This window comes from Gimesia benthica, assembly GCF_009720525.1.
GTDB classification, from domain to species: Bacteria; Planctomycetota; Planctomycetia; order Planctomycetales; family Planctomycetaceae; genus Gimesia; species Gimesia benthica.
Genome location: NZ_CP043930.1, coordinates 2,045,055 through 2,069,098 on the forward strand (window position 1 = coordinate 2,045,055; position 24,044 = coordinate 2,069,098).

Consider the following 24,044-nt stretch of genomic DNA (forward strand, 5'->3'; position numbering starts at 1 on the left):
ATCTAAATCGTAACTTCTCATGAGCTGTCATCGCTGCCACTTTGATCAGTTCAGGCTGTCATTCCCGCACAAAAACACGATCAAACCGCAGGGAAAATGCCACCGTGAAAGTCCTCAGGAAGTGATATCAGGTCCCGATGATTCAGCAAGATCGGTGGCCCCGAATGTAATTCGGGGTTGTCGTAGACAACAGGAAACTGTCAGAGCAAACTGCCGAATGAAAGGACAGTCCTCCCCAACTCAGGGCTGTTTCGTAGCAGGGAACGAATACCCCGACTGCCTGACCCGCGAGGGTTGTTCGCCGGATTCCTTGATGCCCGAACTCCCCTTCATCGCCCCGCTCACTCCCAGAATTTCCGGGTGGCGGGCAATCCGGTCGCTGAAGATGCGGATGTCCCGCGCGATCGGTTCCAGGTTGTTCAACAGCACCGTCAGCGAACTGGCCGACCGGTTCATATTCCGATACAGGTCCGGATCGGAGATGAATTTCTTGAGCGATCCGTCTCCCTGGTTCAAGGCCCGCGTAAATGAATTCAGCTCGGCCATCATGGCATCCAGACGTGACAGGCTCCGGTCGAGCTTAACCACCATCGACTGGCTGTGCTTGGCCAGCGGATCGGTGACCCGCGACAGGTTATCCAGATTCTGACCGGCTTTCTGGACCGCGACTTCGACGGACGAGATAGTCCGCTGAGTACTCTCGATCATCGCCGGCATCGCAGCCAGCGAACGTTTCAGATTCTCCTGCTGCTGGGGATCGGCGACGAGCATATTCACATTCTTCATCATCGCGTTCATCTGCCGCATCGCCTGCGAGAATTCCTCCAGCGATGTCGCCGCCCGTTCGACCACGACATCAATATTGCCTTCTTTGGTCTCCAGCAGTCGGTTCATGTTCCCCGCCAGCTTACCCCATTCCTGGCTGGTCTCGGTGAAGGCGGAAAGCGTCTTACTCACCTGTTGTTCCATGCGATAGACAACTTCCATCGGGTCCGTCGAAGACTGACCAATCAGCCGCTCGCCTGGTTCCAGGAACTTCTTATCGACACCGGGGGAGATCACGATCTTCGAATCCCCCATGATGCTCGTCACGATCTGCGGGCTGGCATCTTTTCGCAGGTGCTGTGTTTCATCGATCTTGACCAGCAGCACCACCCCCGGCTTGCTGTCGCTGGTAATGATCTTATCGACTTCACCAATGCGGATACCGTGCCGTACAACGGGCGTTCCGCGATGCACGCCGGAAATCGACTCGAACCGCATCGCAACGGTATATTTCTTCTTCCAGAGGTTTTCCAGCTGGCCGAACTGAAAGATCATTCCCGCACCGGTCAGCAGTGCAGAAATCACGAACAGTCCTACTCGAAATTGTATCTGGCGATCCGTCATAATAACCTCAATCCGATCTCGTCCCTGAGATCATACTCGTGACTCATGAAAACCTGTTTTGTACGTTCTGCTGACCTTTGTTAACCCGCTTCTGCCATCTCTCGCAGTCGATCCCCGGCTTCGCCGTGGACGAACTGATGCACGCGGGGATTGGAGGACTGAAAGGCTTCCTCCGCGGTCCCTTCGAATACGATCTGCGGTTCATCGGGCTGCAGTCGAGACAGTGGATACAGCATGATGATCCGATCCGCGACCTTTCTAACCGTGCTCATATCGTGCGTGACCACGATACTCGTCACTGGCCGACGGGCCCGTGTCTGCAGAATCAACTCGTTAATCACGTCAGTCATGACCGGATCCAGTCCGGTCGTGGGCTCATCATACAGCATGACTTCCGGCGTCATGGCCAGCGCCCGCGCCAGCCCGACCCGCTTTTTCATCCCGCCGGATAACTGGGCCGGCTTCTTCTGACAGATGGTTTCCGACAGGCCGACTTCCCGCAGCCGCTCGACGACAATCTGGTCGATTTCCGCTTTCTTCAGCTTGGTATTCTGCTTCAGCCCAAAGGCGACATTCTCATAGACCGAAAGACTGTCGAACAAAGCCGCCCCCTGAAACAGGTAGCCGATCCGCAATCGGTCGCGGTGCAGTTCTCGCGTGCTGCGATCTTTGATCGAACGCCCGTGCCAGAGCACGTCACCGGTTGAGGGCTCCAGCAGGCTCATGATCATTTTCATGGTCACGCTTTTGCCGCAACCACTCTCGCCGATCACGACCAGCGTCTCACCGCGTCGGACACCGAACGTAATATCGCGCAACACGTCATGCACCCCGAAACGCCGCGAGACGTTCCGCAGTTCGACAACATAATCCGGATCTGATTTCCGTTCATTCATAACTAAACGTACTCTGATTCCCGTTCACGCGTTTCAGGCTACCTGAGCACACCCGGATACACGGTCTGCATGAAGTGGTAGAAGTTGACAATCGAAACCCCCAGCAGGAAGTCGAGAATCATGATCACAATAAAGGAATACACAAACGCTTCGGTTGCCGCTTTACCAACCCCTTCCGCACCAGCCCCGCAATGGAAGCCCCGGTGACAGGAGATCAATGAGATCGCGGCACCAAAAAAGAAGCTCTTGAAAATTCCGCCCATGACATCATAAGCGAACACAAAATTCTTCGAATAATACCAGTAGTAAAAGGAATCGACTCCCAGGATCTGGGTACTGAAAAACCAGCCCCCCAGAATGCCGATCGCATCCGCGATGATAGTCAGCAGCGGAATCAGCAGGCAGCAGGCCAGGAATCGGGGCACTACGAGGTAGTGAATGGGATCCGCTCCGAGTGCACGTAAGGCGTCGATCTGTTCGGTCACCCGCATCGTTCCCAGTTCCGCAGACATGGAAGTTCCGACGCGTCCCGCCAGCATGATGGCTGCCAGCACGGGACCAAGTTCTTCGACCAGCGAAATCGCGATCACGGCACCAATCTGGTTCTCCAGATGCATCAGCTTGAACTGATCGTAAGACTGCACCGCGAGCACCATGCCGATAAAGCCGCCCGTTATCAGAATCACGGGGATACTCTGAATCCCGATGTGATACATGCACGACCAGAGATTACTCCGGGGAGGCAGCCGGGTGATGATCCAGCCCAGCATTTCCCAGGCAAACAGGAACAGGTCGCCCAGCAGACAGACAAGATTGATCACTCCGCGTCCCAGGCCATGAATAATGGTGTCTCGCGGGACCGAAGGTGAAGCCGATGACATTAACTGTTTCCAATTCAGACTTTAGTTGACAAGAGGCAGCAAAACTGAGGGCGGAAGGTTAATCAATTTTCCGATTTGGATCGAGACCATTTCTACCCCACTGGCTGGAAATCCACGGCAAACTGATTTTCCAGCCGGAAATCGACATTTTGGAAGTTGAGTCTTTTCGAAACCGACCGTTTCCTGATAAGATAGATCAAGATCAACTGAAGTGATAAACTGTTATCTATCTTCAATGCACGTATTGATTTATTGCACGTTCCCCGCCCTGGATTTCCAGCGGAAACGCGATTCTGCAGAACGTGTTTTCACCTGTGACATTCAATCCGAAGACCAACCCCAAAAGTAAGGATAGGTAAGATGAGATTTTTTTCTGTCGCGCTGCTGACTGCTCTTTCCCTCACCCAGATTCCGGCCCTCTCCGCCGCAGACCAGAAAAAAGACCCTGCCGTCGAGCAGGCAAAATCCAAAGTGCGTGCCGCTGGCGGCTCGGTACTGGAACTGGCTCAAAACGATGACCGCCTCGAAGTTGCCTTTCACCTGTCAGACCAGAAAGTCACCGACGACACTCTCAAAACGCTGGCAGGACTCCCCAAAGTCTCTTCCCTGAACCTGCGGGGCACCGAAGTCACCTCTGCCGGGCTCGCGCACCTGAAGAACCTCAAAGACCTGACGCACCTCCACCTGGAAAAAACCAAGGTCGACGATGCCGGGCTGAAACACCTGCAGGCACTTCCCAATCTCGAATACCTGAACCTGTATGGCACCGCGGTTACTGACGCTGGAATCTCTCAGCTCAGTCCTCTGAAAAAACTGAAACGCCTCTACGTCTGGCAGACCAAGGTCACCCGCCCCGCTGGACTGGCGCTGCAGGAGCAGATCACCGGCCTGGAAGTCATCGGCATTCCTGAACCACCAAAACCAGTGGCCGCCGAAAAGCCGGAAGTTCCCAAACCCGCAGAAACAAAACCTGCTGAGAAGAAACCGGAACCCAAGAAACCAGAGCCCAAAAAAGAAGCGAAGCCTGCAGAAAAGAAAGCCGAGAAAAAAGAAGACAAGAAACCGGCTGAAAAGAAAGCAGACGAGAAAAAGCCCGCAGAGAAGAAAGAAGCTGCGAAAAAAGACGAGAAGAAGAAATAAAAGCGTCTTACAACCAGGTATCACCTTACGCAGGGCTGTCTTCAGCCCTGCGTTTTTAAGGAGTGAGTTTCATTGGAGATCACCTACCATGAGGAAATCCTCGCTCCCATCGAAATCGTCTTCGACTTTCTGAATGACGATGAGAAGATGAAACTCTGGATGGAAGGGCTCGAGTCGACCGAGTATCCCGAAGGCAAAAACGATGACGATCCCGTGGGCACGATCTTTGTGCAGACCATCCGGGAAGGCGGGCACTCACAGCAGTATGCGGGCATCGTCACCGAATACGATCCTCCCACACTGATCGGCGTGCAGCTGCAGAGCAATGCCTTTCGCGTCGACGTCACCTATGAGCTGACTGACCGGGGACGCAAAACCGATCTGGATTACACCTGCGAGCTGGTCTTCGCTTCGCTGTTCTATCGCATCATCGGTGTACTCTTCAAAGGCCTGACAAATCGGATCCTGAAAAACCAGATGAAATTACTGAAACAGCTGTCAGAACAGGCTGCCGTCCGCCGCTCTCCCCCACCGGAAGCGTAGGGCTACTTCTTCTTTTTCTTCTGCTCGCTGGCCAGTTCCTCGGGGGTTTTCGGCCCCAGGTTATACAGCCGTGCCGTCTTGTCGTAACAGGCCACGCACATCCGCAGACCATCCGGATGAAAGTCCAGATCGTAAGGCACACTCTTGACCTTCTGCGAAACGAACGGCTTCTCTTCTCCCAGTTTCCAGAACCAGATCATCCCGGAAGAATTCCCCCCGGCCGCTGCGATGAAATCGTTCTCCGGATGAAACCGCACGCCCCAGCAGGTTCCTTTGAAGTTATCACTGGGAGTCATCACCGCTAACCGCTTGCCGGTCTCCCAGTCAAACAGAATCACGGTGGGCACACCGATGCCTGCGAACGCATTGGAAACCTCGCCGATCCCGCTGATGGCGAAATACTTTCCATCGTGGCTGATATCCATCCCACGTACGCCGCCGATATGACCATGAAAAGTCGTGTCGTATTTGTAGATCGCACTTCCGTCGAAGTCCCGGACCAACTTGCCACTTACCACATCCCACTGTTTCACATTCCCGCGCAGGTCTCCCGAAATCAGGTAGCGACCACCAGGATGAAATTTGACGTTGTAGACCTGGTGTTCGTGGCCTTCCAGCGTGCGGATCAGCTTCGCTGTGTCGACCGACCAGATCTTCACCAGACGATCATTGCCCGCGGTCGCCACCAGCTTTCCGTCCGGACTGACGGAAACGCCCCGGACAAATCCCTTGTGAGCATCCACCAGGTGCTGAGGCTTGGGTGACTTGGATTCCAGGTTCCACCAGGCGACTTTGCCTTCGTAGGCGCCCGTGATTAACAGGGGACTGGAACGATCCACGTCAAACCGCCTCACCCAGCTGTTATGACCGAGCAGCTCTGTATTTTCTGCACTAACCAGATCCCAGCGATGAAAAGCCGATCCCTGTGCCCCCGCCAAAATGTAGTTTCCACTCGCATCAATCTTGCACGAGTAAAGGGGGCGTGAATTCTGGTAAGCAGCCATCTCGCGAAACAGACTCGGATCAGCAGCCGGCTGCTTGCCTGTATACAGTTTCACGATCTCCTGGAATTCTTTTTCTTTCGCCTGGAGAAGACTGTGCTGCTTCTTGGCTTCTGCAACTTCTTTCTTAAGCTCCCCCAGTTGCTTCTGTTTTTCTTTCACAGACGCATCCCAGGTTTTGATCTGCGCTTCCCGGGCTGCTATCTGGCGGGCCAGCGCTGCACTGTCGGGCAGTGGCTTGGGAGCGACGAGGGGATCAGCACTTCTCAGCTGTTGCTGCTTTGCTTCCACCTGTTTCACCTGCGTCAAAGCGGCCTGCTCCACCTTGATCTGGGCTGCCGTTGTTTTGATCTGCTCCTGCAGTTGCTTTATCTCTCGATCAACGACCCCATATTTATCTGAGACCGCTTTGACCACCTGAAACTGCTCTGCGGTCTGCGCCGCGGACTTACGGGCATCGAGTCTGGCGAATTTCAGCGCTTCAGGTAATGGGGTCGGTCCCTGCTCTGGAATCGGTTTGACAGCCATGATTGGCGCTGTGTCTGCTGCGGGTTTTTCCGGCTGCTTGTCGGCGGCATCCACCGTCAGCGGCGCTGAGGTCATCGCCAGCAGCAGGCAACTGTTCCAGATTCGTTTCGCGTTGCGGGCACTCACGCCAGAATCTCCTTGATCGGTTCTGTTTTAGGATCCGCCTTGGCAATCGGTTGACCGTTGGGGTAGAACTCTTCCGTCGAATCCAGTCCGACAGCCTGATAATACGTATGGAACAGGTGACCGCCGTTGACTTCGCGGTCGATGACTTTAGTTCCCGTTTCGTTCGTCTTACCGGAAACCGCGCCCCCTTTAATGCCTGTACCGCCCAGGGCAATCGACCAGGCCGATCCCCAGTGGTCTCGGCCAATCCGTGAGTTGATTCGCGGTGTTCTGCCGAACTCGCACATGCAGATAATCAGCGTGTGCTCCAGCAGGCCCCTGTCATACAGGTCTGAAATAAATGTGGCAAAAGGTCGATCGAATTCGCCCAGCTGCTCAATATGGAAATTGAAGTTTTCCGAATGCGTGTCGTAATTGGTATGCCCGACTTTAACAAACGTCACACCTTTTTCGACCAACTGGCGTGCCATCAGGCAGTGACGACCAAAATCATGCTTACCGTAACGCTCCAGGTCTTTGTCAGAGAACTTGCTGAAATCAAAAATATCACTGCGTGACATCAGCGCTGCCGCCTGATCGAACGACTCGTTATAGACTTCCGTGTGTGCGGTCTTGCGCTTCTGTTCAAAACGCTGACTGACCTGACTCCGCAGTTTGCGACGCAGCAGGTCTCGCTCTTCACTCAATGCATCATGACGTCCCAGGTTATTGGGAGCCCGTCCGCCGGAAAGCACCAGGGGCGCATGTCGTGGCCCCAGGAAGGTCGACTCAGCCGATGAGCCTCCCGCTCCTACCGAGATGTAGCCCGGCAGTGGACTGTTCGGCGGTGCCAGGTGATGCGAGAAGGTCGATCCCAGATAGGGGAACGCGAAGCCGGGCTGTTCCTTCCGCCCGGTCTGCATAATATAGGCCCCTTTAGCGTGGTTGTTCTCTTTCGTATTGATCCCCCGCACCAGGGCCAGATGATGCATCTGTTGCGCCGTGTAAGGCAGCAACTCACTGATATGCACGCCCGGTGCCGATGTCGGAATTGACAGGAATGGACCGCCGGTCTCGGTTCCCGGTTTGGGATCCCAGGTCTCCAGCTGACTCACGCCTCCGGAGAGCCAGAACACGACAACCTGCTTCTGTTGCGCTGCCAGTTGTTTGGCTGCAGTTGCCTGGGTCATTCCCTGAAAACCCAGCATGCTCAAAGCACCGGCGGCCGTGCCTCCTAAAAAGGATCGCCGGCTGAGCGAATCGTGAGATCCACAGGCATAATTACATCGCATGGTCTCTCCTCCCCTGCTTTTGATGTTCTTGTTCGAACGTTGTTTCTTTGTTAGTGATTGAACCGGAATTCTGAAGACATCATCAATGCCCAGACCAGGTCGCTCACCATGTTATTCCGCGTCGCGCCGGTTTTCCCTGCCAGCAGTTCGGCGACTTCCTGAGTCTCAGTCGCATCGGGACGACGACTTAAGACACTCAAATACAGTTCCTCAGCAATCTGTTCCGGCTGATCCGCGGGGATCTTCAGAACTCGATCTGCGGTATTTCCACTTCGCGGCGAGAGGATTCCCTGAATCGATCCGTTGTTGGACAGATACAGGCTCTGATCGGCCGTCGTTTCAAAACCTTCTACCGGTTCACCAGGTAGTCCGCCAAATAACGACACAAACTGGCGTTCGTAACCGACCAGGTTCTTCCGCAAGGCTGCTTCCGAAAGTTTATCCTTCAGGCTCTGCCGATACACTTCGGCCTGCCCTGTCGCTTCCAGTACGGATCGCGAAAACTGTTCCGGAGTCAGCGGCTTCAAAATCGCATGGGCAAACTGCGCGTCAGACAGTTCCTGATCGGACTTACTCGCAAACAGCTCATTGCTACTTGAACGCTGATAGGTTTTGCTCAGCACCAGTTCCCGCAAATACCACTTCAGATCATATCCGCTGGCAGTGAACTCATCCGTCAACAGTTCCAGCAGTTCCGGATGCGAAGGCGGATTATCGGAATGGTCGGCATCTAGCGGATGGACGATCCCCCGCCCCATCACCATTGCCCACAGACGATTGGCCATCGTCCGGGCGAAGCGTCGATTCTGTGATGAGGTCAACGCATGCCCCAACTGAGCCCGTCGGCTGTACTTGGGAACCGGCCGTACATCTTTGGCCGGTTTGACATTATACTCTTCCCCTTTTTTGAAAGCGGGCTCGGCAACTTTAGGACCATTAAACACAACTGGTAACGTCGTCTCAGGACCTTTGGAGGTTTTGTCTCGGACTTCGAAGACCGACTCATATTTGACTTCACCTTCTGCCTTCTCGGCAAACACAGTCTGTTTCTTCTTTTTATCAGTGAAGACAAAACTGCGGACCAGGAAGGCTGAGATGCCGTAATAATGATCCTGTTTCCAGTCGGCGACTTCCGGGTGGTCGTGGCACTGGGCACACGTCAGGTCGGCTCCCAGAAAAATGCGGCTGATATCGCGAGTGAGTTCATTCACATCGCCATCACGGGCCAGGTAAAACCGGGCCTCCGCCTGTTGTCCCTTGCCGGAACCATCGGCGGCCAGAATTTCCCGCACCAGTTGATCCAGGGGTTTATTCTCCGCGACCGCATCCCGCAGGTACTCCTCCCACAAGGTCACGTTGATGTACTTCTTCCGCAGTCGCTCCATCAGCATCACATCCAGTCGCTGCGAAATGTGCCGCGCGTACTCGGGAGTTTCCAGCAGTTGATCTACCAGAGCAGCCCGCTTGTCCGGATGGTTGTCGTCCAGAAACGCACGCGTCTGTGTAACCGTGGGAATCCGTCCTGTCAGATCGAGATAGACCCGGCGCACAAATTCCGCATCACTGCAAACGGGGGAAGCGAGCTTCGCATAATCTTTGGTGCCACTCTGAATCTGTTCATCAATCAGAGACGAGATTCGGCGGGCAACAGGTAAAGTCGGTTTGCTGGCGACAAGCGGCTCATCAGCTTTGGTCGTAGAATTGGCACATACCAGGTGTGGAGCCAGGGTCGGGCATGAGAAAACGATCAGAAGCGAAACGTAAACGCGCATGTTTGGTCGAAACATGGGTCTCCTTTCTTCCGTCCTCTTCAAATTGTTTCAGACAGGGTCTCTGCCTGAGGCGGGACGCACGGAACTTCAGAACCGCACGTTGTAAGGAAGCTTAAACACATAGGTGGGTGTTTATTTATCGTCTATTGTGCAGGCAGGGCTCCAGTCCGTCAAGTACAAACCGCACATCTTACCGCTGTCCGGGTAAGAGAGAGAATGGACTCTCAAGCTCAGGATTTTACGCATTTTAACGATTAGAGGCCTCAGCAGTGACTGCTGCCCCCTGCTGTGTCAGTGGTGAAAGATCATAACATGCCGCCTCTTCACTGTTTCGAACAAACAGGCGTCCCCGCGCCAGTGCCGGATTGTTCCAGGTCTGTCCTTCAATCGCCTGGAATTTTCCCCGCTGGACATACTTCTCCGGATTGGCCTCCACCAGTTCGACACGTCCATCTTCACCCAGAATGATCAGGTAACCATCAACGAGCAACAACTGCCCGTAACCATAACGTCCCCGCTTCCACTGACGCTTCCCTGTTTCCAGATCCAGACAGGTTAATACACCTTCATCCAGACCGTAGACATAGCCCTCCTGATTCACCGCGGAATTGAACTTGAGCTTCAGGCTGAGGCTCTTCCATTCTTCTTTGACCTGCGCGGTCTTCTCACTGGACTTGCGGGGAGCGATTTTAATCCGTGCCGAACCCTGTCCGTAGCCGGCTCCCAGGAATACCGAATCATCGTCGAGTGGAATCGGCTGGGCCGCATTGCAGCCCGCCTGATTGGTCCATTCAAAGAACCAGAGCGATTGACCATCTTCGAGTGCGAAGCCTTCCAGCCCTTTGGCATTGAAGATCAAAACCTGGGGCGTCCCGTTCAATACGGCATACTGAGGAGAACTGTAACTCGGCTTGTGAGTTCCGCTCCACCAGACTTTCTCGCCACTCAATTTATCAAAGGCGATGACAGCCTGATTCTTCTCGACAACGGAGGCAGGACTCACCCCCTGGTTCACAATTACTAATTCATCGTGAATCAATGGCGAACCGGCCATCCCCCATGTCAGGTTTTTCAGATCCCCTTCCTTAAGCAGGTCGTGCGACCAGACAGGCTGGCCTGTCGCTGCATCCAGACAATTCAAGATGCCCGTCCCTCCCATCGTATACAATCGCCCCTCTGCAAATACCGGTGTCGCCCGGGGTCCGACGCCTCCCAGTGTTTCTGAGAATCGAACCGGTTCACTCTGGGTCCAGATCTGCTTGCCGGTAGTTACGTCATAACAGACGACCAGCTCTTCCTCGCCGCGCTGCTCCTGTGTGAAAACACGATCCCCGACCACACAAAATGATCCCCAGCCAGCCCCCACCGGATGCTTCCAGAGTAACTTGGGCGGCTCCGACTCCCAGTCCGTGCGGATCTGCTGATCGCGGGCAATCCCATCCCGCAAGGCATTCCGGTAACCGGGCCAGTCTGCCTCGAGGGCAACTAATGTTTCAGCAGACTCTGACTTCTGGTTGGCACTGTTGTCAGCCTGTTCGAAATATTCTACGGCCCGCTGTTCTGCAGTCGGCAGAAACCGGAATTGAAACCGGGGTACCATGTCCCCTTCAAAACTTTCCACGCGAACCACGGTAAAAAAGAGCACGAATGCCAGCACCGCGCCGAACAGACCTTTGAAACGCGTCTTCCAGGCAACACCGGAAACGAACATCCACCAGATCAACAGCCCGACAACCAGATTCCGAATTCCCTCGTAGACCGAGAAGACCTGGTAGGTACGATCCGGAGCCAGGCGAAACCACTGGATGACCATCGCAGCAATGCCGATCACCAGAACCGCCAGCCCCCACTTCCAGCGCAAACGACGCGCGGGACGTTCGGTTGTCTCGGCCGGTACCGCAGTCTCAGTGTCAGCAGGCTTGTTCTCAGCAGAGGCGTTTTCCGGCTCTGCTGATTCCTCATTTTTTGAATAATCCGACATAAGATTTCACCACAGTTGAAGCAGGCTCCCAGTCTGATTTCACGACCTGGGCCAGCGGTGCGTACAAGATTTTGACAGTGCGCGAGAAGGGGCTGAATTTCATCTTCCCTTCCAGCCAGACCAGCGGACCGGACGTCAGAAAATAGAGCAGCAGGAGTGCCATCAGGCACATCAGCGCCGCCCCGACCCGCTGACGCAGTGAGGGACGGGACAACTCATCCTCAGAGCTGACTGACGAACTGCTGACTGCTGCCTTCATCGGGTGATTCCAGTATGGGAACAGGGGACTCTGTGAGTGGTATTACCCCTCATCATCGCATTCTGTTTCAGAAATATTTGAGATCGAACGCAGTTTATTTTTTGCGAAACTCCGGTAGTCGCTCACCGGTTTCCCGGTGAAACTCATCCGGCCGTCGACTGCGTGGCAGACGATCGTACGTCGCTTCCTGCCATTGATCGAGCTCGGCCCGCAGTTCCTGCTCCACCTTTTGATACTCCGGCTTTCCGGCCAGGTTCTTCAGTTCATGCGGGTCCTTCTCCAGGTCGTACAGTTCAACTTCCGGTCGGGGGACCACGAAACAGCTTCGCTGATCTTCAGTCAACTTGTTCTGATCGCGCAGTTCGCGCATCACCGTGTAGGTCGGACTCCGCACCGCGTCAGCTGGAGGCGTACCAGGAATATCGGGATAGAAGTTCCGAATATACTTATAGCGGCGTGAGCGGACAGCACGACCGAAATCTTCAAAATCGTGCCAGTTATGTTCGGCAAACACATGTGTGCGGATTGTCGCGTTGGGATTCTCCAGTAATGGTTTGAAACTCTTCCCCTGGAATGTTTCACCGACTTCCAGCCCCGCCAGTTCCAACAGTGTCGGAGCCAGATCGACCGAGCTGATCAGTGACTTGCAGACCGTACCCGCTTTCACCTTTGCCGGCCAGGCAACAATCCAAGGAGTTTTCACTCCGCTGTCATAAACGGTCGTCTTACAGCGTGGAAAAGGTCTTCCGTTGTCACTGAGAAACACGATCATCGTATTATCGGCGACTCCCTGCTCTTTCAGTTCCTGACGCACTCGACCCATCACGCTATCCAACCGCGTGATTTCATCGTAGTACAAAGCCAGGTCACTCCGGACTTCAGGTGTGTCAGGCAGATAAGGGGGCACGATCACATCTTCATTCAGATGCGGCCGGGGAATAATGTTGCGTTCATAGGGGCGATGAGGATCGGTCGTCGCAAACCACATGCAGAACGGTTTGTCTTTAGGGCGCTGCTTAAGTGTGTTGACCCACTGGTTGAGTTTGGTCGTCACGTGATCAAACTTGCTTTCGGTCGGCGTGCCCAGATGCCACTTCCCGGCAGCCGCCGTGTAATAGCCGGAGTCTTTCAGTTTTTCCACAAACGTCACCTGGCTGGCAGGCAGTGGCAGATGCAGTTGATGTGCGCCGGTGCTGTGCGGATAACGCCCGGTGATGATGCTCGAACGGCTGGGGCTGCAGGAACTGCATGTCAGAAATGCTTCCGTAAACTTCATACCGTCTGCCGCCAGCTGATCCAGATGAGGCGTCTGGATTTTCTCATGACCGTAGGTACCACAATCGTCCCACGCCATATCATCGGCGATGAATACAATGAAGTTTGGCTTACCCGTCGCGGGGGCCTGTGCCTGTGACTCGACGGCACCCGTTCCCAGGATCAACAGAACAACCAACAGCACAGCAGACAGCTTGATTCGCATTGCTTTCGTTTCACCAATCTCAGTAATGATTTGTTTCAAGGTAAAAATCGATTTCGCTCTTCGGGTGTCGGCATCCGGCAGGTTTCATGTTTGCCGAAAAAACGATACCGTGCTTTCGCAACCAGTCGATACCCCACGTTTCTTAGTGGCAAAGGGATCAGCCACAACAACCATCCACAGACATTCCAGGGAAACCCCAGTAACCACAACACACGCACCGCAGCCGCAGATCGTCGATAAACCCGACTGCGGTCAGCCGGGAGAAAAATCACAGTATCTATATTTGCCCGATCCTGTTCGCTCAACAGTTCCGTCGCCGTTTCCCCCTGCAGAGGTGAATAGAGCAGCCGCCCTTCCGGATCGCGTGACATTGCAAAATCCACGCTCCGGTTACACAGACCGCAGACACCATCAAAAAACAGAACCGGCTTCTCCATCTTCGCCTTCCATTGCTCACATTCTGACCTGCCCGGCCGAAAACACAGTCGCACTATAGATTTCCAGCGCTGCGCGGGCTGAACCCAGAGTTTGTCGATCCATCAGAACCGGGCTTCGTCCCCTGATGAAATCCAGGAAAACATCCGACCTGCACCTGCCTCCAACGCCCCTGCTGCCTGTCTCCCCCGGATCAACTTAATCTTATACGCTGCAGACATTTATCTCCAGCCGTTTTTTACCTCTTTAAGTGAAAGTCGCTAAATCCCGCAGCGTCACAGACTCGATAATATCCCAAAGGGGGCATTCTCAGATTCCTCCTGTTGCCCGCTCTGTTCCTACGCTAAAATAGCAGCAGTCAGCTGACGCTTTTCGACAAATTCCACCCCCACACCAAGAGAATTGAGGTTTCGGGACCTTCATGCACCAGAGCCAGCCACAATCTGGTACCCAATCACGCTGGAATCAGGGCCTCGGTGTCTCCACACTGGCGCACCTGATTCTCATCGGAGGGCTCTCTTTGCTGGTGGCTGAAGAGGTGGATTCTCTGAATTTGACTTCCCAGACTGCGATCGAGACCCGCTGGTCGCCCACCCGGGAGGAAGTCGACCCCACCGTCATCGATCTCACGCCGGTCACATACAAACAGGAAGAATCATCCAGTGCGGCCGTCAATTCGCCGCTCCCTCAGATGGCGGATCGGACTGCCGCTCCCGACCGGGAATCCCTCTCTTCCCGATATAATGGTCCTCTGCCACAAAGCACGCAGTTCGAAGAATCACCCACGACGAAGCATGCCGCCGACATTGTTGGCGCACTCTTAACCTCCGATGCCATCGGCGGGGCCACATCCGGTTCAGGAAATGGAACGGGAAACGGCAACTTCTTTGGCATTAATCCCAAGAGCAAGAAAATAGTCTATGTGGTCGACTCATCCAAAAGTATGAACTTTCCCCATGAAAGTGAGGGCAAAACCCGCCTGGGACGTGTGAAGCTGGAACTCGCCCGGGCAATTCTCTCTATGGATGAACAGCAGGAATTCTTTGTCATCTTCTTCAGCGATGTGGCCATCCCCATGCCGTCCAACCGGCTTCAGCCCGCTACGAAGCAGGCCAAGTCCCGCTATCTCAACTGGGTCGCACGCGTGCCGGGTGTCGGCAGAACAGAACCACTAGAAGCCCTGCTGCTCGCCCTCAGACTCCAACCGGATACGATCTACTTCCTCACGGATGGCCAGTTCAACATCGCTGACGTCAAGACCTTCAACACGGTGGTCGACAACGCAGGCTTGAACAAACGCGTGACCGTCAACGGAATCTGCTTCGGTAATCGGGAAGGCGAGAAACTGTTACGCGAACTCGCTGAAAACAACTCGGGCGCTTATACCTTCATTCCCTGAGACGCCTCACCTGGGCAACATGTATACAGTGAATGACCCCTTTCCAGCCTGTTGAACGCTCTCCGTTCACTAAGTCTTTACAGAATAATGCCTTTTGGAATATTATTCCCTTTTGCTTGAATTCGCGCATTTTTCTGCGTGGGTTTTTCAACCTTTCTCCGCCATTGTTTGATGTCAGTAATTAAGCTGCATTACTTACAATAAGCTTTCTCAAGCTGAACCATCAGGCTCTGTCTGATGCATACAAATTAATTGACAGCGGCGTATCACAACCTGGATCTCAAACAAGAATGAATTCAACTGTCACGGCTGAAAACAGTGCTCGCGCTCACGGTGGACGCAAAGGAACATTAAATTCCCCTTCCTTCCTGGCGTTACTGGCCACCCAGTTTCTGGGAGCCATGAACGACAACATGTTCCGCTGGTTCATTATCCCCATCGGAAAACCGGAGATCGGAGATGCGGAAGCCCTCTCCCTGGGACTGGCCTGTTTCACGCTCCCATACCTGCTGCTGGCCAGCGTCGCCGGTTATCTCGCCGACCGCTTCAGCAAACGGACGGTGATCATTGCCTGTAAGGTAGCCGAAATCCTCATCATGATTCTCGGCATCTGGGCGATTCAGATCGGGAATATTTATCTGCTCTTTTCGATCGTGGCCCTGATGGGCTGCCAGAGCGCGCTGTTCGGTCCGGCCAAGTTCGGCAGTATCCCTGAAATGCTCCGCGACAACCGACTCTCCCGCGGCAACGGTCTGATGGGACTGATTACCGTCGTCTCCTCCGCCCTCGGCTTCATCGCCGGTAATTATCTGTACTACATCACCCAACCCAGTCTGGAAAATCCCGGTACCTTCTCCGATATTCAGATCGCCGCCTTCGCACTGATTGGTGTCGCTGCCCTGGGAACCCTGGTCAGCCTGAAGATCCGCAAGCTGCCCGCGGCAGCTCCTACACGCGAATTCCCCTACAATCCAGCCAAAGAAACCTGGCACCAGATGCAGTTACTCCGCAGCAGTACGCCTCTGCTCCGCACCGCTCTGGGGGTCGCCTTCTTCTGGATGCTGGCTTCACTGGCACAAATGAACGTCGATACCTACGGCATCAATGAACTGCAGCTGACACAGAAAGACATCGGTCCTCTGCTGGGCATCCTTGTGTTCGGTGTCGCGCTGGGAAGTATCCTCGCCGGGATCTGGTCTTCCGGACGCATCGAGCTGGGCATCGTCCCCCTGGGTGCTGCGGGCATCGTTTTGACCTCTCTGATGCTGTTCTTCACCGGCAACAGTGTGGGACCGGGAGCCGAAAACGCCACCAGCCTGCACTACTCCCTGTCGCTGCTCTGGCTCTTCCTGCTCGGCGTCAGTTCGGGACTGTTCGACATTCCGTTGGAGACATTCCTCCAGCACCGCAGTGACGTAGAAACGCGCGGCAGTGTCCTGGCAGCCGCGAACTTCCTTGCATTCGCCTTCATTCTCGTCGCTTCGTTTGCCTTCTGGGTCATGCAGAAACACCTCGAACTGTCGGCCAGTCAGATTTTCATGGTCCTGGGCCTGCTCACAATACCGGTCGGGATTTACATCTTCAAACTGCTCCCCAACGCCACCATCCGCTTCATGGTCTGGCTCGTCAGCTGCACGGTTTACAAGCTGCGGGTGAAGGGTCTTAAGAATCTTCCCAAGAAAGGGGGCGCCCTGCTGGTTGCCAACCACGTCTCCTGGCTGGATGGCATCTTTCTGATTCTGACCTCCACACGTCCCGTTAGAATGATCGCCTACTCCACCTACGTTGAAGCGCCCTGGGTCGCCTGGCTCTCACGCCTGTATAACACGATCCCCATCAACGTGGAAGACGGCCCCAAAGCACTTATGAAATCAATCAAATCCGCGAGAAATGCCATTGAAAATGGCGAATTAGTCTGTATCTTCGCGGAAGGAAAGTTAACCCGTTCGGGATATCTGCAACCGTTTCAATCCGGCCTGATGAAAATCATTAAAGGCACTGGTGCTCCCGTCATCCCTGTCTATATCGATGAGTTGTGGGGAAGCATCTTCAGTTTTCATGGCGGAAAGTTTTTCTGGAAAAAACCCAGGCGGTGGCCCTACCCGGTTTCAATTCGATTTGGAAAGCCCGTTCTCCATCCGGAAAACGAAAAGCACGTCCAGCGAGTCGTACAGAACCTGGGAGTTGATGCCGCCAATTTTCGAAAGACGTACCAAATGATTCCACCACGACTGTTTTTGAGAAAATGTAAAAGTCAGCGATTCCAGCTCAAAGTCTCTGACTCCATGGGTGACGAACGCACTGGAGGCATGCTGCTCACCGGCGCACTCGTCCTCAGACGCCTGCTCAACAAGTTTGTACTCAAACCAGATGAAAAGATGGTCGGCGTCCTGCTGCCGCCTTCAGTCGGCGGTTGTGCCGTCAACGCCAGTCTCGCGATCTCAGGTCGGGTACCCATCAATCTCAATTACACTCTCTCAGACAGCGACATTAATTACTGTATTCAGGAAGCCGGTATCAAAACCGTGCTCACCAGCCAGAAGTTCCTGGAAAAACGTCCCATCGAAATGGACGCCAACGTGGTCCTGCTGGATGACCTCAAAACCAAGGTCACACTCTGGGATAAACTCGTCAGCATGTTCCAGGCATTCGTCGTTCCCGCCTGGATCATCGAACGTATCATCGGACTGCATCGCGTCAAATCGGATGATCTCAGTACGGTAATTTTCACTTCCGGTTCGACCGGGCTTCCCAAAGGGGTGATGCTCTCCCACCACAACATTATCTCGAATATCAACTCTGCCGACGATCTGCTTCAGCTCTCGCAGAAGGATTGCATCCTGGGAATCCTCCCCTTCTTCCATTCGTTCGGCTACACGATTTCACTCTGGATGCCTTTCGTCAGAAAAATGCGTTCCTGCTACCACTTCAATCCGACCGATGCCCGCACCGTCGGCAAAATGATCGAAAAATACAAGGCAACACTTTTCGCCACCACACCGACCTTCCTCAGGCACTACCTCAAACGCTGCACCAAAGAGCAGTTTGCCTCGATGGATGTCGTCATCACGGGTGCCGAAAAACTGCCCCAGAGTCTCGCCCGGGAATTCGAAGAAAAATTCGGTATCTTCCCCACTGAAGGCTACGGTACCACCGAACTCTCCCCCGTCGCAGCAGTGAATGTTCCCCCCAGCCGCCAGTTGGATCCGGATGAAGTCTCTGCGAAACCGGGAACCGTTGGTCGGCCCATCCCCTGCGTCATGGCCAAAACAGTCAACCCCGAAACGATGGAAGATCTTCCGGATGGTGAAGAGGGACTTCTCTTCATCAAGGGGCCCAACGTCATGAAAGGGTATCTCAACAATCCCGAGAAAACCGCAGAGGTCATCATTGATGGCTGGTACAACACGGGGGACATCGCCACGATCGATGAAGATGGTTTCATCGCCATCACCGGTCGGCAGACTCGCTTCTCCAAAATTGGGGGAGAGATGGTACCACATCTCAGAATCGAAGAAATCATCACCGGCATCGTCAGCGATCCTGATGCGGAAGAAGCCGAGGTCGAAGTCGCAGTCACCGCCGTTCCCGATGCACGCAAAGGAGAACGGCTCATCGTCCTGCATAAACATTTGAACAAATCGGTCGATGAAATCCTCAAAGAACTGGCACAGTCAGGTATTCCCAATCTCTGGCTGCCCTCCAGCGACAGTTTCCTCGAAGTCGAAACCATCCCACTCCTGGGAACCGGGAAACTCGATCTGGCACGCATCAAACTGCTCGCCTGCGAGGCCTTTCCTGTCGAAGTCGCCAGCTAAGTCGGATTACACAATCACCGCTGAAATCCCGGATTCGCACGCTCACAACGTGCGACCGGAAATCAGCCGGTGAACAGCGAGAGGCAACTTTCACTTTTTTTCATAATCATTTCCCGACTGTCCACCTGAAACGACTTCCTGCAAACACCTCTCGCGTAAGCCTCTTCTTTGTAAAGCCTTACCATTACACATCAATTGACACTGATCTCTGAAATTTGACTCTTTTTTTCCTTTATATGTAAATTATCCTGTTAGGAATAAGGGTCATAAGAGTCCATTAGTGTATAGAGCGGGCCAGCTTGTGGAGAAATTCCCCTTAAAGTTACCCGTTATGTAATCAAAGATGTGAGGAAAAGCAGGCATGATTGACCATAAAGTCAAGCTGACAGAACGCCAACAGGCTATTTACCAGTTTCTAAAAGATAAGATTATTAACCGTGGCTATGGCCCCACAGTCCGTGAGATCGGCGATGCATTCGATATTCGCTCTCCCAACGGCGTCATGGGACACCTCAAGGCACTTGAGCGTAAAGGACTGATCAAACGCAAGTCACATATCTCGCGTTCGATTCAACTCTGCGACAATGCCCAGAAGCCGGCCAATATCCATCTGGCAGGATCGCTGCAGGCGGGTGCCCCGATTGGCACAACCATGGGTGATTCACAAGTCGATTTCAGCTCCCTGTTTGAATCGGGCGACAACTTCTGTCTGAAAGTCAAAGGGACTTCCATGATCGAAGCCCAGATTCAGGATGGCGACTACGTGATCGTCAAAAAACAGGACACCTGCCAGCAGGGTGAAATCGTGGTTGCCCTCGTTGACCAGCAGGAAGCAACGCTGAAACGCTTCTACCAGGAAGCAGATCGCGTGCGGCTGGAACCTGCCAACTCGAGCATGGCCCCCATTTATTCCAACAATGTCCAGATTCTGGGCGTTGTCAAAGGGGTCATCCGGAAGTTCGTTTAATCGACTTCTCCAGAAGAGATCTGGTTTTCCTGTGCCATTTCCTGGCGTGCTAACGTGATCAGCATGCTGTCGGGCAGACTTTCTGCGCCTGCCTGTCGCAGCATGTTGATCAGTTGCGCCGTCGTATATTGCGCATGCAGACATACATGCATCAGCACATCCGACCGTCTGGTCTGATGCATTTGCCCCTTACCGGAGCTGGTGCTCTGTTTGCGGACGAACTGATCCAGATCGGCTTCACTCAACCCCTGCAGATACGCAATCCAGCGCTGCTCCAGTTCCCCCCATTTTTCTCTAAGCTCCTCCAGCGACTGAATCCCCCCTTCTCCCTGTTGATTTCCGGGCAACGCTCCCGGCAGGTCACCCGGTAACACGGGCGCCGTATCTCCCTGTAGCGCTTCCAGCCAGACATATTCGGCTGCATACAAATGCATCAGTGTTTTCCAGATCGATCCCTGGCCGATGGAAAATTCCTGACGTCTCTGTTCCTCAGACAGTCGTTGAGCCGATTCCAGCAAACTCTGATTAACCCAGCGGCGATGTGCGTGCAAACGTGAAATCAGTCCCACAGCCATGAAATACTCCCCCTGAAACTAAATTGAGGCAGAGAACCACCTGAACCCCGCCGATACCTTCCCTGTCATTACTTGAGTGGAGCCGAAACACCGCCCACAGGTTCGGAAAACCTGTTTCGGGGCTGTTTTTTCCTAACACATATCCATCAAAGGGGATCTGCAAAAACTTCTACCAGCTTTTTAGGCGTTTTTTTCATTTAGATTGTTTCCCAGCACTTGAATTGCCGAAACTATTTTCTATCCTTATCCTATCTTGCAGGTAGAACTTACCGCAATTCGGGGGATTAGCTCAGTTGGGAGAGCGTTTGGCTGGCAGCCAAAAGGTCACCGGTTCGAGCCCGGTATCCTCCACTCAGATGCTACTTCAAGTAGCCAACATTTAAAAACCTTGTCCATACCGGGCAAGGTTTTTTTATTTCCCCTCACAATGCCCGGCCCTCCTCAGCTCATCACAACTCCGGTATCGCCTCTCTCACCCTAATAGTTACAATGCAGATACAGACCTTCTCAATCTCCCGAGAAGTCACAAGCTTCTCTTCTGCTTATACGACCTTTCACCTTTTTCAAAGCGTTTCTCCATGCCGAACAGGACCCCCGCAGTCGACGACTATCTAGCTGAGTTACAGCACTGGCAGATGGAAGCCACAGAGCTCAGAAAAATCCTGCTCAAGTCACCGCTGACTGAGGAACTGAAATGGCGCAGCCCCTGTTACACATTTCAGAACAGTAACGTCGTCATCCTGGGCTGCTTCAAAGATTTCTGCTCACTCAGTTTCTTCAAGGGTGCCCTGCTGAAAGATCCTGATCAGGTTCTCGCCAGGCCCGGCAAGAACTCGCGGGCTGCGCGGCTGATCCGGTTCACAACGCTGCAGGAAATCAATGATCTCGAACCGGTTGTGCAAAGCTACATCCTGGAAGCCATCGAGTTGGAGAAAGCAGGCCGTAAGGTAGATCTGCAACAGGAAGCGGTACCGGAGCTTCCTCACGAACTGCAGGATCAATTCAACAGTAACCCAGCCTTGAAAAAGGCATTCGCGGCCCTCACGCCCGGCAGACAACGAGCCTACCTCATCCACTTTTCCGCACCCAAACAATCCCAGACCCGCGTCTCTCGGATTGAAAAACTGACTCCACAGATCCTCGAGGGAAAAGGACTGCATGACTGCACCTGCGGACTCTCGCGGAAACTCCCCCGCTGTGATGGATCACATAAATCCCTGCGCTGAAATTAATCTGCCTGATGATGGAGTTTCCAGGCTGCATAATAAAACAGCCAGCAGAAAATGACTTCTGCTGGCTGACATTCACACGTTCCAATTGATCTTGATCAGTGTTGCACACCTCTAAGTTAATTCTTGGGTGGAGCAACGACTCTCGGCTCTGGTTCCGGAGCCAGCATCGGTTCTCCAGGCTGACAGTGTGGACAATCGACGGCAGGCTCTTCAATCACTTCATCGGGCCTGCAGATTTCACAAGGCTGTTCGACAGTTTCCTGCTGCAGTGGAATATCCTGGGAATAGCTGCCTCCGTAAGTCTGATTTCCATAGTTGCAGGCTGCGCCATTATAACCCAGCATCGCTGCCCCGCGAGGAGAAGTGCCGTAAGCAGACCCGGCATAAAATGCTTTGTACTTACCGAAATAGCTCCACGACTGAAATCCGGAATAAGCATAGGTCTGGTTCAATGAAGACAGTGCATTTCCAATGTCATTAAATTCGGTAATGACTGCTGACTGCACATAGGTGAGACCGACGATCATCGCCAGTACTGCCACGGTCAGAATTATGACCAGTTCGGCAGACAGCACGAAACCGCCTTCATCATTCCAGAACTGTTTAATACAACGACTCATTTGAAGCTCCTTTTATTTTGATGTTCCGCGTTTCGATCGCAGTGAGTGATGAGTAATGGTTTGATATCTTCAGAAAATCACCTCGCCTGGCTGTCACAGTTCTCACTGATCATTCACAGGCTTCACAAGCGGGTCAGCCATTCATAGCCACAACCCGGGCTCTTATTTCCTCAGGGACACTTCCCTGTAACTGGCATTGATTCATGTAAGCAAAACGCCGATTGGCTAAAGCGGGAGAGGAAAGTTTCTCAGGCTTTCCTTTTCTGGCGAACGAGGCGGAACTCATTACCTCACTCACCGTAAAAAATCAGGGCAAACTCACCAGAAGTTCTCTCCGCTTCAGTCAATCAGTCATCGGTGGTCTCTCAGGTCACCGATTTGTGCAACGGTCTCTCAGGTCGCCGCACACTCTCTTTATGCACTCGACTTCGCAGCCCCTTCAGGACCGCTGAAGCCATTTCATTTGTAATTCTCATAACCGCTATATCCGGACCATTCTGTAAAGTCGGATCATTCGGATTGATTGATACAATTCGCAAGATGTGTGCCATTACTACGAACCCGATAAAAGACAAAACCGACACAAGCAGCATAAGCCATTTAACCAGAAGAACTTATAAAATCAGCACAACCCCACCTTTTGCGATCACCGCGCACGATCATCCCAGGCTAATTCCAATTTTGTTCAGATTGCTTTACAACGGTTTTAACACTTTTGATAAGAATTCCTGTCGTATCGATTATGCGGATCAGTCCGCTAAAGACGATTTGATCATGCGACAGCCCCGAACGAAGAGCTCTCCTTAACGGGAAGTTGTCCGCAGCAGGCTGCTGATTCCGGAGGGCAGAGACAAGATAGATATCAGCGCAAAAAAAGAGCCCTCAGAAGTCATCTTCTGAGGGCTCTCTGGCTGGTTTAGACAGTTCTCCAGGCAACTGCTAAGGCTTTCTCCCCGCTGCCGCCACGATCGGCACAGCATAGCACAGTGCCCCAGCCTCCTGATGTGCGGAGACGCCAAACCTGTTTTCAGTCACATCATTTTCCAGCAGACTGCGGAATTCCTCTGCTCCGCCTGGAACAGGAAACGAAGCCGCCAGCTGTTCTTCGACGGTCAACTCGACCTTGTATTCGCCGAATTGAATCTGCTGAAGTTTTTGATTCTCAAACAGCGTACATATTTCGTCCCGACTCAATACATGCACGTGCGAGGGGTCACGCAGTTTTTCCAGTGCATCGTATGCTGCCACCTGTTCTGCCGGCAGACAAACATCCGCCACCAACACGATTCCCCCCGGCTGGCAAACCCGACACATCTCGGCTAATACAGTCTCAGGTCGCTCAAAATGATGAAACGCATAACGACTGACGACCAGACAAAAACGGTCATCTGGAAACGGAAGCGTCTCACCGCTCCCTTCTACCCACTCCAGATTCTTCAGCCCGTGCTCTTCCTGCCTCCGTCGTGCCTGTCTCAGCATTTCCGGCGTCAGGTCCACACCGGTCACACGCTGAGCTTTTACCGCAAAATAACAGGCGACAATTCCCGGACCACAGGCGACATCCAGTACCTCATCTGTGCCTTTCAATTGAGACAGTTCAGCCAATAGTTCCAGAGAAGTCGAGTGGCCCGGAAGTTTCGTAAACGGTACCGCCTGTCTGGTGAACTGATCAATCGTCAAACGCTGATGAGATGCTTCCGTCATTTAATTGGTCTCCTGGTTGATGTTGAA

General features: G+C 53.4%; 19 protein-coding genes and 1 tRNA gene. 7 read left to right on the plus strand and 13 right to left on the minus strand.

Going from position 1 to position 24,044, the window contains the following annotated elements; genetic code table 11:
- Positions 1–240 precede the first annotated feature (240 nt).
- The 3 genes from F1728_RS07750 to F1728_RS07760 all read right to left on the minus strand — a co-directional run bounded on the left by F1728_RS07750 (position 241) and on the right by F1728_RS07760 (position 3,166).
- Positions 241–1,389 (minus strand): MlaD family protein, encoded by a 1,149-nt coding sequence (locus F1728_RS07750; RefSeq protein ID WP_155363636.1) that lies wholly within the window; start codon positions 1,387–1,389, stop codon positions 241–243.
- An 80-nt stretch (positions 1,390–1,469) separates the two neighbouring features.
- On the minus strand, positions 1,470–2,285 hold the full coding sequence (locus F1728_RS07755) for an ABC transporter ATP-binding protein (protein WP_155363637.1): 816 nt from the start codon (positions 2,283–2,285) through the stop codon (positions 1,470–1,472).
- A gap of 38 nt (positions 2,286–2,323) precedes the next feature.
- On the minus strand, positions 2,324–3,166 hold the full coding sequence (locus tag F1728_RS07760) for an MlaE family ABC transporter permease (protein ID WP_145037813.1): 843 nt from the start codon (positions 3,164–3,166) through the stop codon (positions 2,324–2,326).
- 360 nt (positions 3,167–3,526) lie between these two features.
- Between F1728_RS07760 and F1728_RS07765 the strand changes: the two genes are divergently transcribed.
- Together F1728_RS07765 and F1728_RS07770 are read left to right on the plus strand one after the other, a co-directional pair.
- Positions 3,527–4,306 (plus strand): leucine-rich repeat domain-containing protein, encoded by a 780-nt coding sequence (locus F1728_RS07765; protein ID WP_194242731.1) that lies wholly within the window; start codon positions 3,527–3,529, stop codon positions 4,304–4,306.
- A gap of 72 nt (positions 4,307–4,378) precedes the next feature.
- Positions 4,379–4,849 (plus strand): SRPBCC family protein, encoded by a 471-nt coding sequence (locus F1728_RS07770; protein ID WP_149337086.1) that lies wholly within the window; start codon positions 4,379–4,381, stop codon positions 4,847–4,849.
- Between the two features lie 2 nt (positions 4,850–4,851).
- Here the strand turns inward: F1728_RS07770 and F1728_RS07775 are convergent, their stop codons facing one another.
- From F1728_RS07775 to F1728_RS07805, 7 genes are all read right to left on the minus strand, one after another.
- The gene (locus F1728_RS07775) at positions 4,852–6,504 is read right to left on the minus strand and encodes a WD40 repeat domain-containing protein (protein WP_155363638.1); all 1,653 of its coding nucleotides are present in this window, start codon (positions 6,502–6,504) and stop codon (positions 4,852–4,854) included.
- The gene (locus F1728_RS07780) at positions 6,501–7,775 is read right to left on the minus strand and encodes a DUF1501 domain-containing protein (protein ID WP_155363639.1); all 1,275 of its coding nucleotides are present in this window, start codon (positions 7,773–7,775) and stop codon (positions 6,501–6,503) included. The genes F1728_RS07775 and F1728_RS07780 overlap by 4 nt, the downstream gene beginning before the upstream one ends.
- Positions 7,776–7,825: 50 nt before the next feature.
- Positions 7,826–9,562 carry a DUF1549 domain-containing protein gene (locus F1728_RS07785; protein ID WP_155363640.1) on the minus strand — a complete coding sequence of 579 codons (1,737 nt, stop codon included), beginning with the start codon at positions 9,560–9,562 and terminating at the stop codon, positions 7,826–7,828.
- Between the two features lie 232 nt (positions 9,563–9,794).
- A complete protein-coding gene (locus F1728_RS07790; RefSeq protein ID WP_155363641.1) occupies positions 9,795–11,528 on the minus strand; it encodes an outer membrane protein assembly factor BamB family protein in 1,734 nt (577 codons plus the stop codon).
- Positions 11,506–11,787, minus strand: coding sequence for a hypothetical protein (locus tag F1728_RS07795; RefSeq protein ID WP_155363642.1), 282 nt, complete (start codon positions 11,785–11,787; stop codon positions 11,506–11,508). The genes F1728_RS07790 and F1728_RS07795 overlap by 23 nt, the downstream gene beginning before the upstream one ends.
- A gap of 94 nt (positions 11,788–11,881) precedes the next feature.
- Complete coding sequence (locus F1728_RS07800; RefSeq protein ID WP_228030546.1) at positions 11,882–13,306, minus strand: sulfatase family protein; 1,425 nt, start codon at positions 13,304–13,306, stop codon at positions 11,882–11,884.
- Positions 13,303–13,704 carry a thiol-disulfide oxidoreductase DCC family protein gene (locus F1728_RS07805; RefSeq protein ID WP_155363643.1) on the minus strand — a complete coding sequence of 134 codons (402 nt, stop codon included), beginning with the start codon at positions 13,702–13,704 and terminating at the stop codon, positions 13,303–13,305. The genes F1728_RS07800 and F1728_RS07805 overlap by 4 nt, the downstream gene beginning before the upstream one ends.
- Positions 13,705–14,123: 419 nt before the next feature.
- Here F1728_RS07805 and F1728_RS07810 point away from each other — a divergent pair, with 419 nt between their 5' ends.
- The 3 genes from F1728_RS07810 (at position 14,124) to lexA (ending at position 19,886) form a co-directional block, all read left to right on the plus strand.
- Positions 14,124–15,101: a vWA domain-containing protein gene (locus F1728_RS07810; RefSeq protein WP_155363644.1), complete on the plus strand. Its 978-nt coding sequence runs from the start codon at positions 14,124–14,126 to the stop codon at positions 15,099–15,101.
- A gap of 290 nt (positions 15,102–15,391) precedes the next feature.
- Positions 15,392–18,919 (plus strand): acyl-[ACP]--phospholipid O-acyltransferase, encoded by a 3,528-nt coding sequence (locus tag F1728_RS07815; protein ID WP_155363645.1) that lies wholly within the window; start codon positions 15,392–15,394, stop codon positions 18,917–18,919.
- A gap of 361 nt (positions 18,920–19,280) precedes the next feature.
- Positions 19,281–19,886: a transcriptional repressor LexA gene (lexA, locus tag F1728_RS07820; protein ID WP_155363646.1), complete on the plus strand. Its 606-nt coding sequence runs from the start codon at positions 19,281–19,283 to the stop codon at positions 19,884–19,886.
- Here the strand turns inward: lexA and F1728_RS07825 are convergent.
- Positions 19,883–20,461, minus strand: a complete 579-nt coding sequence (locus F1728_RS07825; RefSeq protein WP_155363647.1) for a DinB family protein — start codon at positions 20,459–20,461, stop codon at positions 19,883–19,885. The genes lexA and F1728_RS07825 overlap by 4 nt on opposite strands.
- A gap of 278 nt (positions 20,462–20,739) precedes the next feature.
- On the opposite strand from F1728_RS07825, the gene F1728_RS07830 reads away from it, so the two are divergent.
- Both F1728_RS07830 and F1728_RS07835 read left to right on the plus strand, forming a co-directional pair.
- A tRNA-Ala gene (locus F1728_RS07830) sits at positions 20,740–20,812 on the plus strand.
- A gap of 227 nt (positions 20,813–21,039) precedes the next feature.
- Positions 21,040–21,687 carry a DUF1801 domain-containing protein gene (locus F1728_RS07835; protein WP_155363648.1) on the plus strand — a complete coding sequence of 216 codons (648 nt, stop codon included), beginning with the start codon at positions 21,040–21,042 and terminating at the stop codon, positions 21,685–21,687.
- A gap of 122 nt (positions 21,688–21,809) precedes the next feature.
- Here F1728_RS07835 and F1728_RS07840 read toward each other — a convergent pair whose 3' ends face one another.
- Both F1728_RS07840 and F1728_RS07845 read right to left on the minus strand, forming a co-directional pair.
- Positions 21,810–22,313 (minus strand): Flp family type IVb pilin, encoded by a 504-nt coding sequence (locus F1728_RS07840; protein WP_155363649.1) that lies wholly within the window; start codon positions 22,311–22,313, stop codon positions 21,810–21,812.
- 939 nt (positions 22,314–23,252) lie between these two features.
- Positions 23,253–24,017, minus strand: a complete 765-nt coding sequence (locus F1728_RS07845) for a class I SAM-dependent methyltransferase (protein WP_155363650.1) — start codon at positions 24,015–24,017, stop codon at positions 23,253–23,255.
- Positions 24,018–24,044 lie beyond the last annotated feature (27 nt).

Excerpts from the sequence above, each read along its gene's own strand:
- F1728_RS07750 (WP_155363636.1), bottom strand. The coding sequence starts at position 1,389 with ATGACGGATCGCCAGATACAATTTCGAGTAGGACTGTTCGTGATTTCT.
- F1728_RS07755 (WP_155363637.1), bottom strand. The coding sequence starts at position 2,285 with ATGAATGAACGGAAATCAGATCCGGATTATGTTGTCGAACTGCGGAAC.
- F1728_RS07760 (WP_145037813.1), bottom strand. The coding sequence starts at position 3,166 with ATGTCATCGGCTTCACCTTCGGTCCCGCGAGACACCATTATTCATGGC.
- F1728_RS07765 (WP_194242731.1), top strand. The coding sequence starts at position 3,527 with ATGAGATTTTTTTCTGTCGCGCTGCTGACTGCTCTTTCCCTCACCCAG.
- F1728_RS07780 (WP_155363639.1), bottom strand. The coding sequence starts at position 7,775 with ATGCGATGTAATTATGCCTGTGGATCTCACGATTCGCTCAGCCGGCGA.
- F1728_RS07785 (WP_155363640.1), bottom strand. The coding sequence starts at position 9,562 with ATGTTTCGACCAAACATGCGCGTTTACGTTTCGCTTCTGATCGTTTTC.
- F1728_RS07790 (WP_155363641.1), bottom strand. The coding sequence starts at position 11,528 with ATGTCGGATTATTCAAAAAATGAGGAATCAGCAGAGCCGGAAAACGCC.
- F1728_RS07795 (WP_155363642.1), bottom strand. The coding sequence starts at position 11,787 with ATGAAGGCAGCAGTCAGCAGTTCGTCAGTCAGCTCTGAGGATGAGTTG.
- F1728_RS07805 (WP_155363643.1), bottom strand. The coding sequence starts at position 13,704 with ATGGAGAAGCCGGTTCTGTTTTTTGATGGTGTCTGCGGTCTGTGTAAC.
- F1728_RS07810 (WP_155363644.1), top strand. The coding sequence starts at position 14,124 with ATGCACCAGAGCCAGCCACAATCTGGTACCCAATCACGCTGGAATCAG.
- F1728_RS07815 (WP_155363645.1), top strand. The coding sequence starts at position 15,392 with ATGAATTCAACTGTCACGGCTGAAAACAGTGCTCGCGCTCACGGTGGA.
- lexA (WP_155363646.1), top strand. The coding sequence starts at position 19,281 with ATGATTGACCATAAAGTCAAGCTGACAGAACGCCAACAGGCTATTTAC.
- F1728_RS07825 (WP_155363647.1), bottom strand. The coding sequence starts at position 20,461 with ATGGCTGTGGGACTGATTTCACGTTTGCACGCACATCGCCGCTGGGTT.
- F1728_RS07835 (WP_155363648.1), top strand. The coding sequence starts at position 21,040 with ATGCCGAACAGGACCCCCGCAGTCGACGACTATCTAGCTGAGTTACAG.
- F1728_RS07840 (WP_155363649.1), bottom strand. The coding sequence starts at position 22,313 with ATGAGTCGTTGTATTAAACAGTTCTGGAATGATGAAGGCGGTTTCGTG.
- F1728_RS07845 (WP_155363650.1), bottom strand. The coding sequence starts at position 24,017 with ATGACGGAAGCATCTCATCAGCGTTTGACGATTGATCAGTTCACCAGA.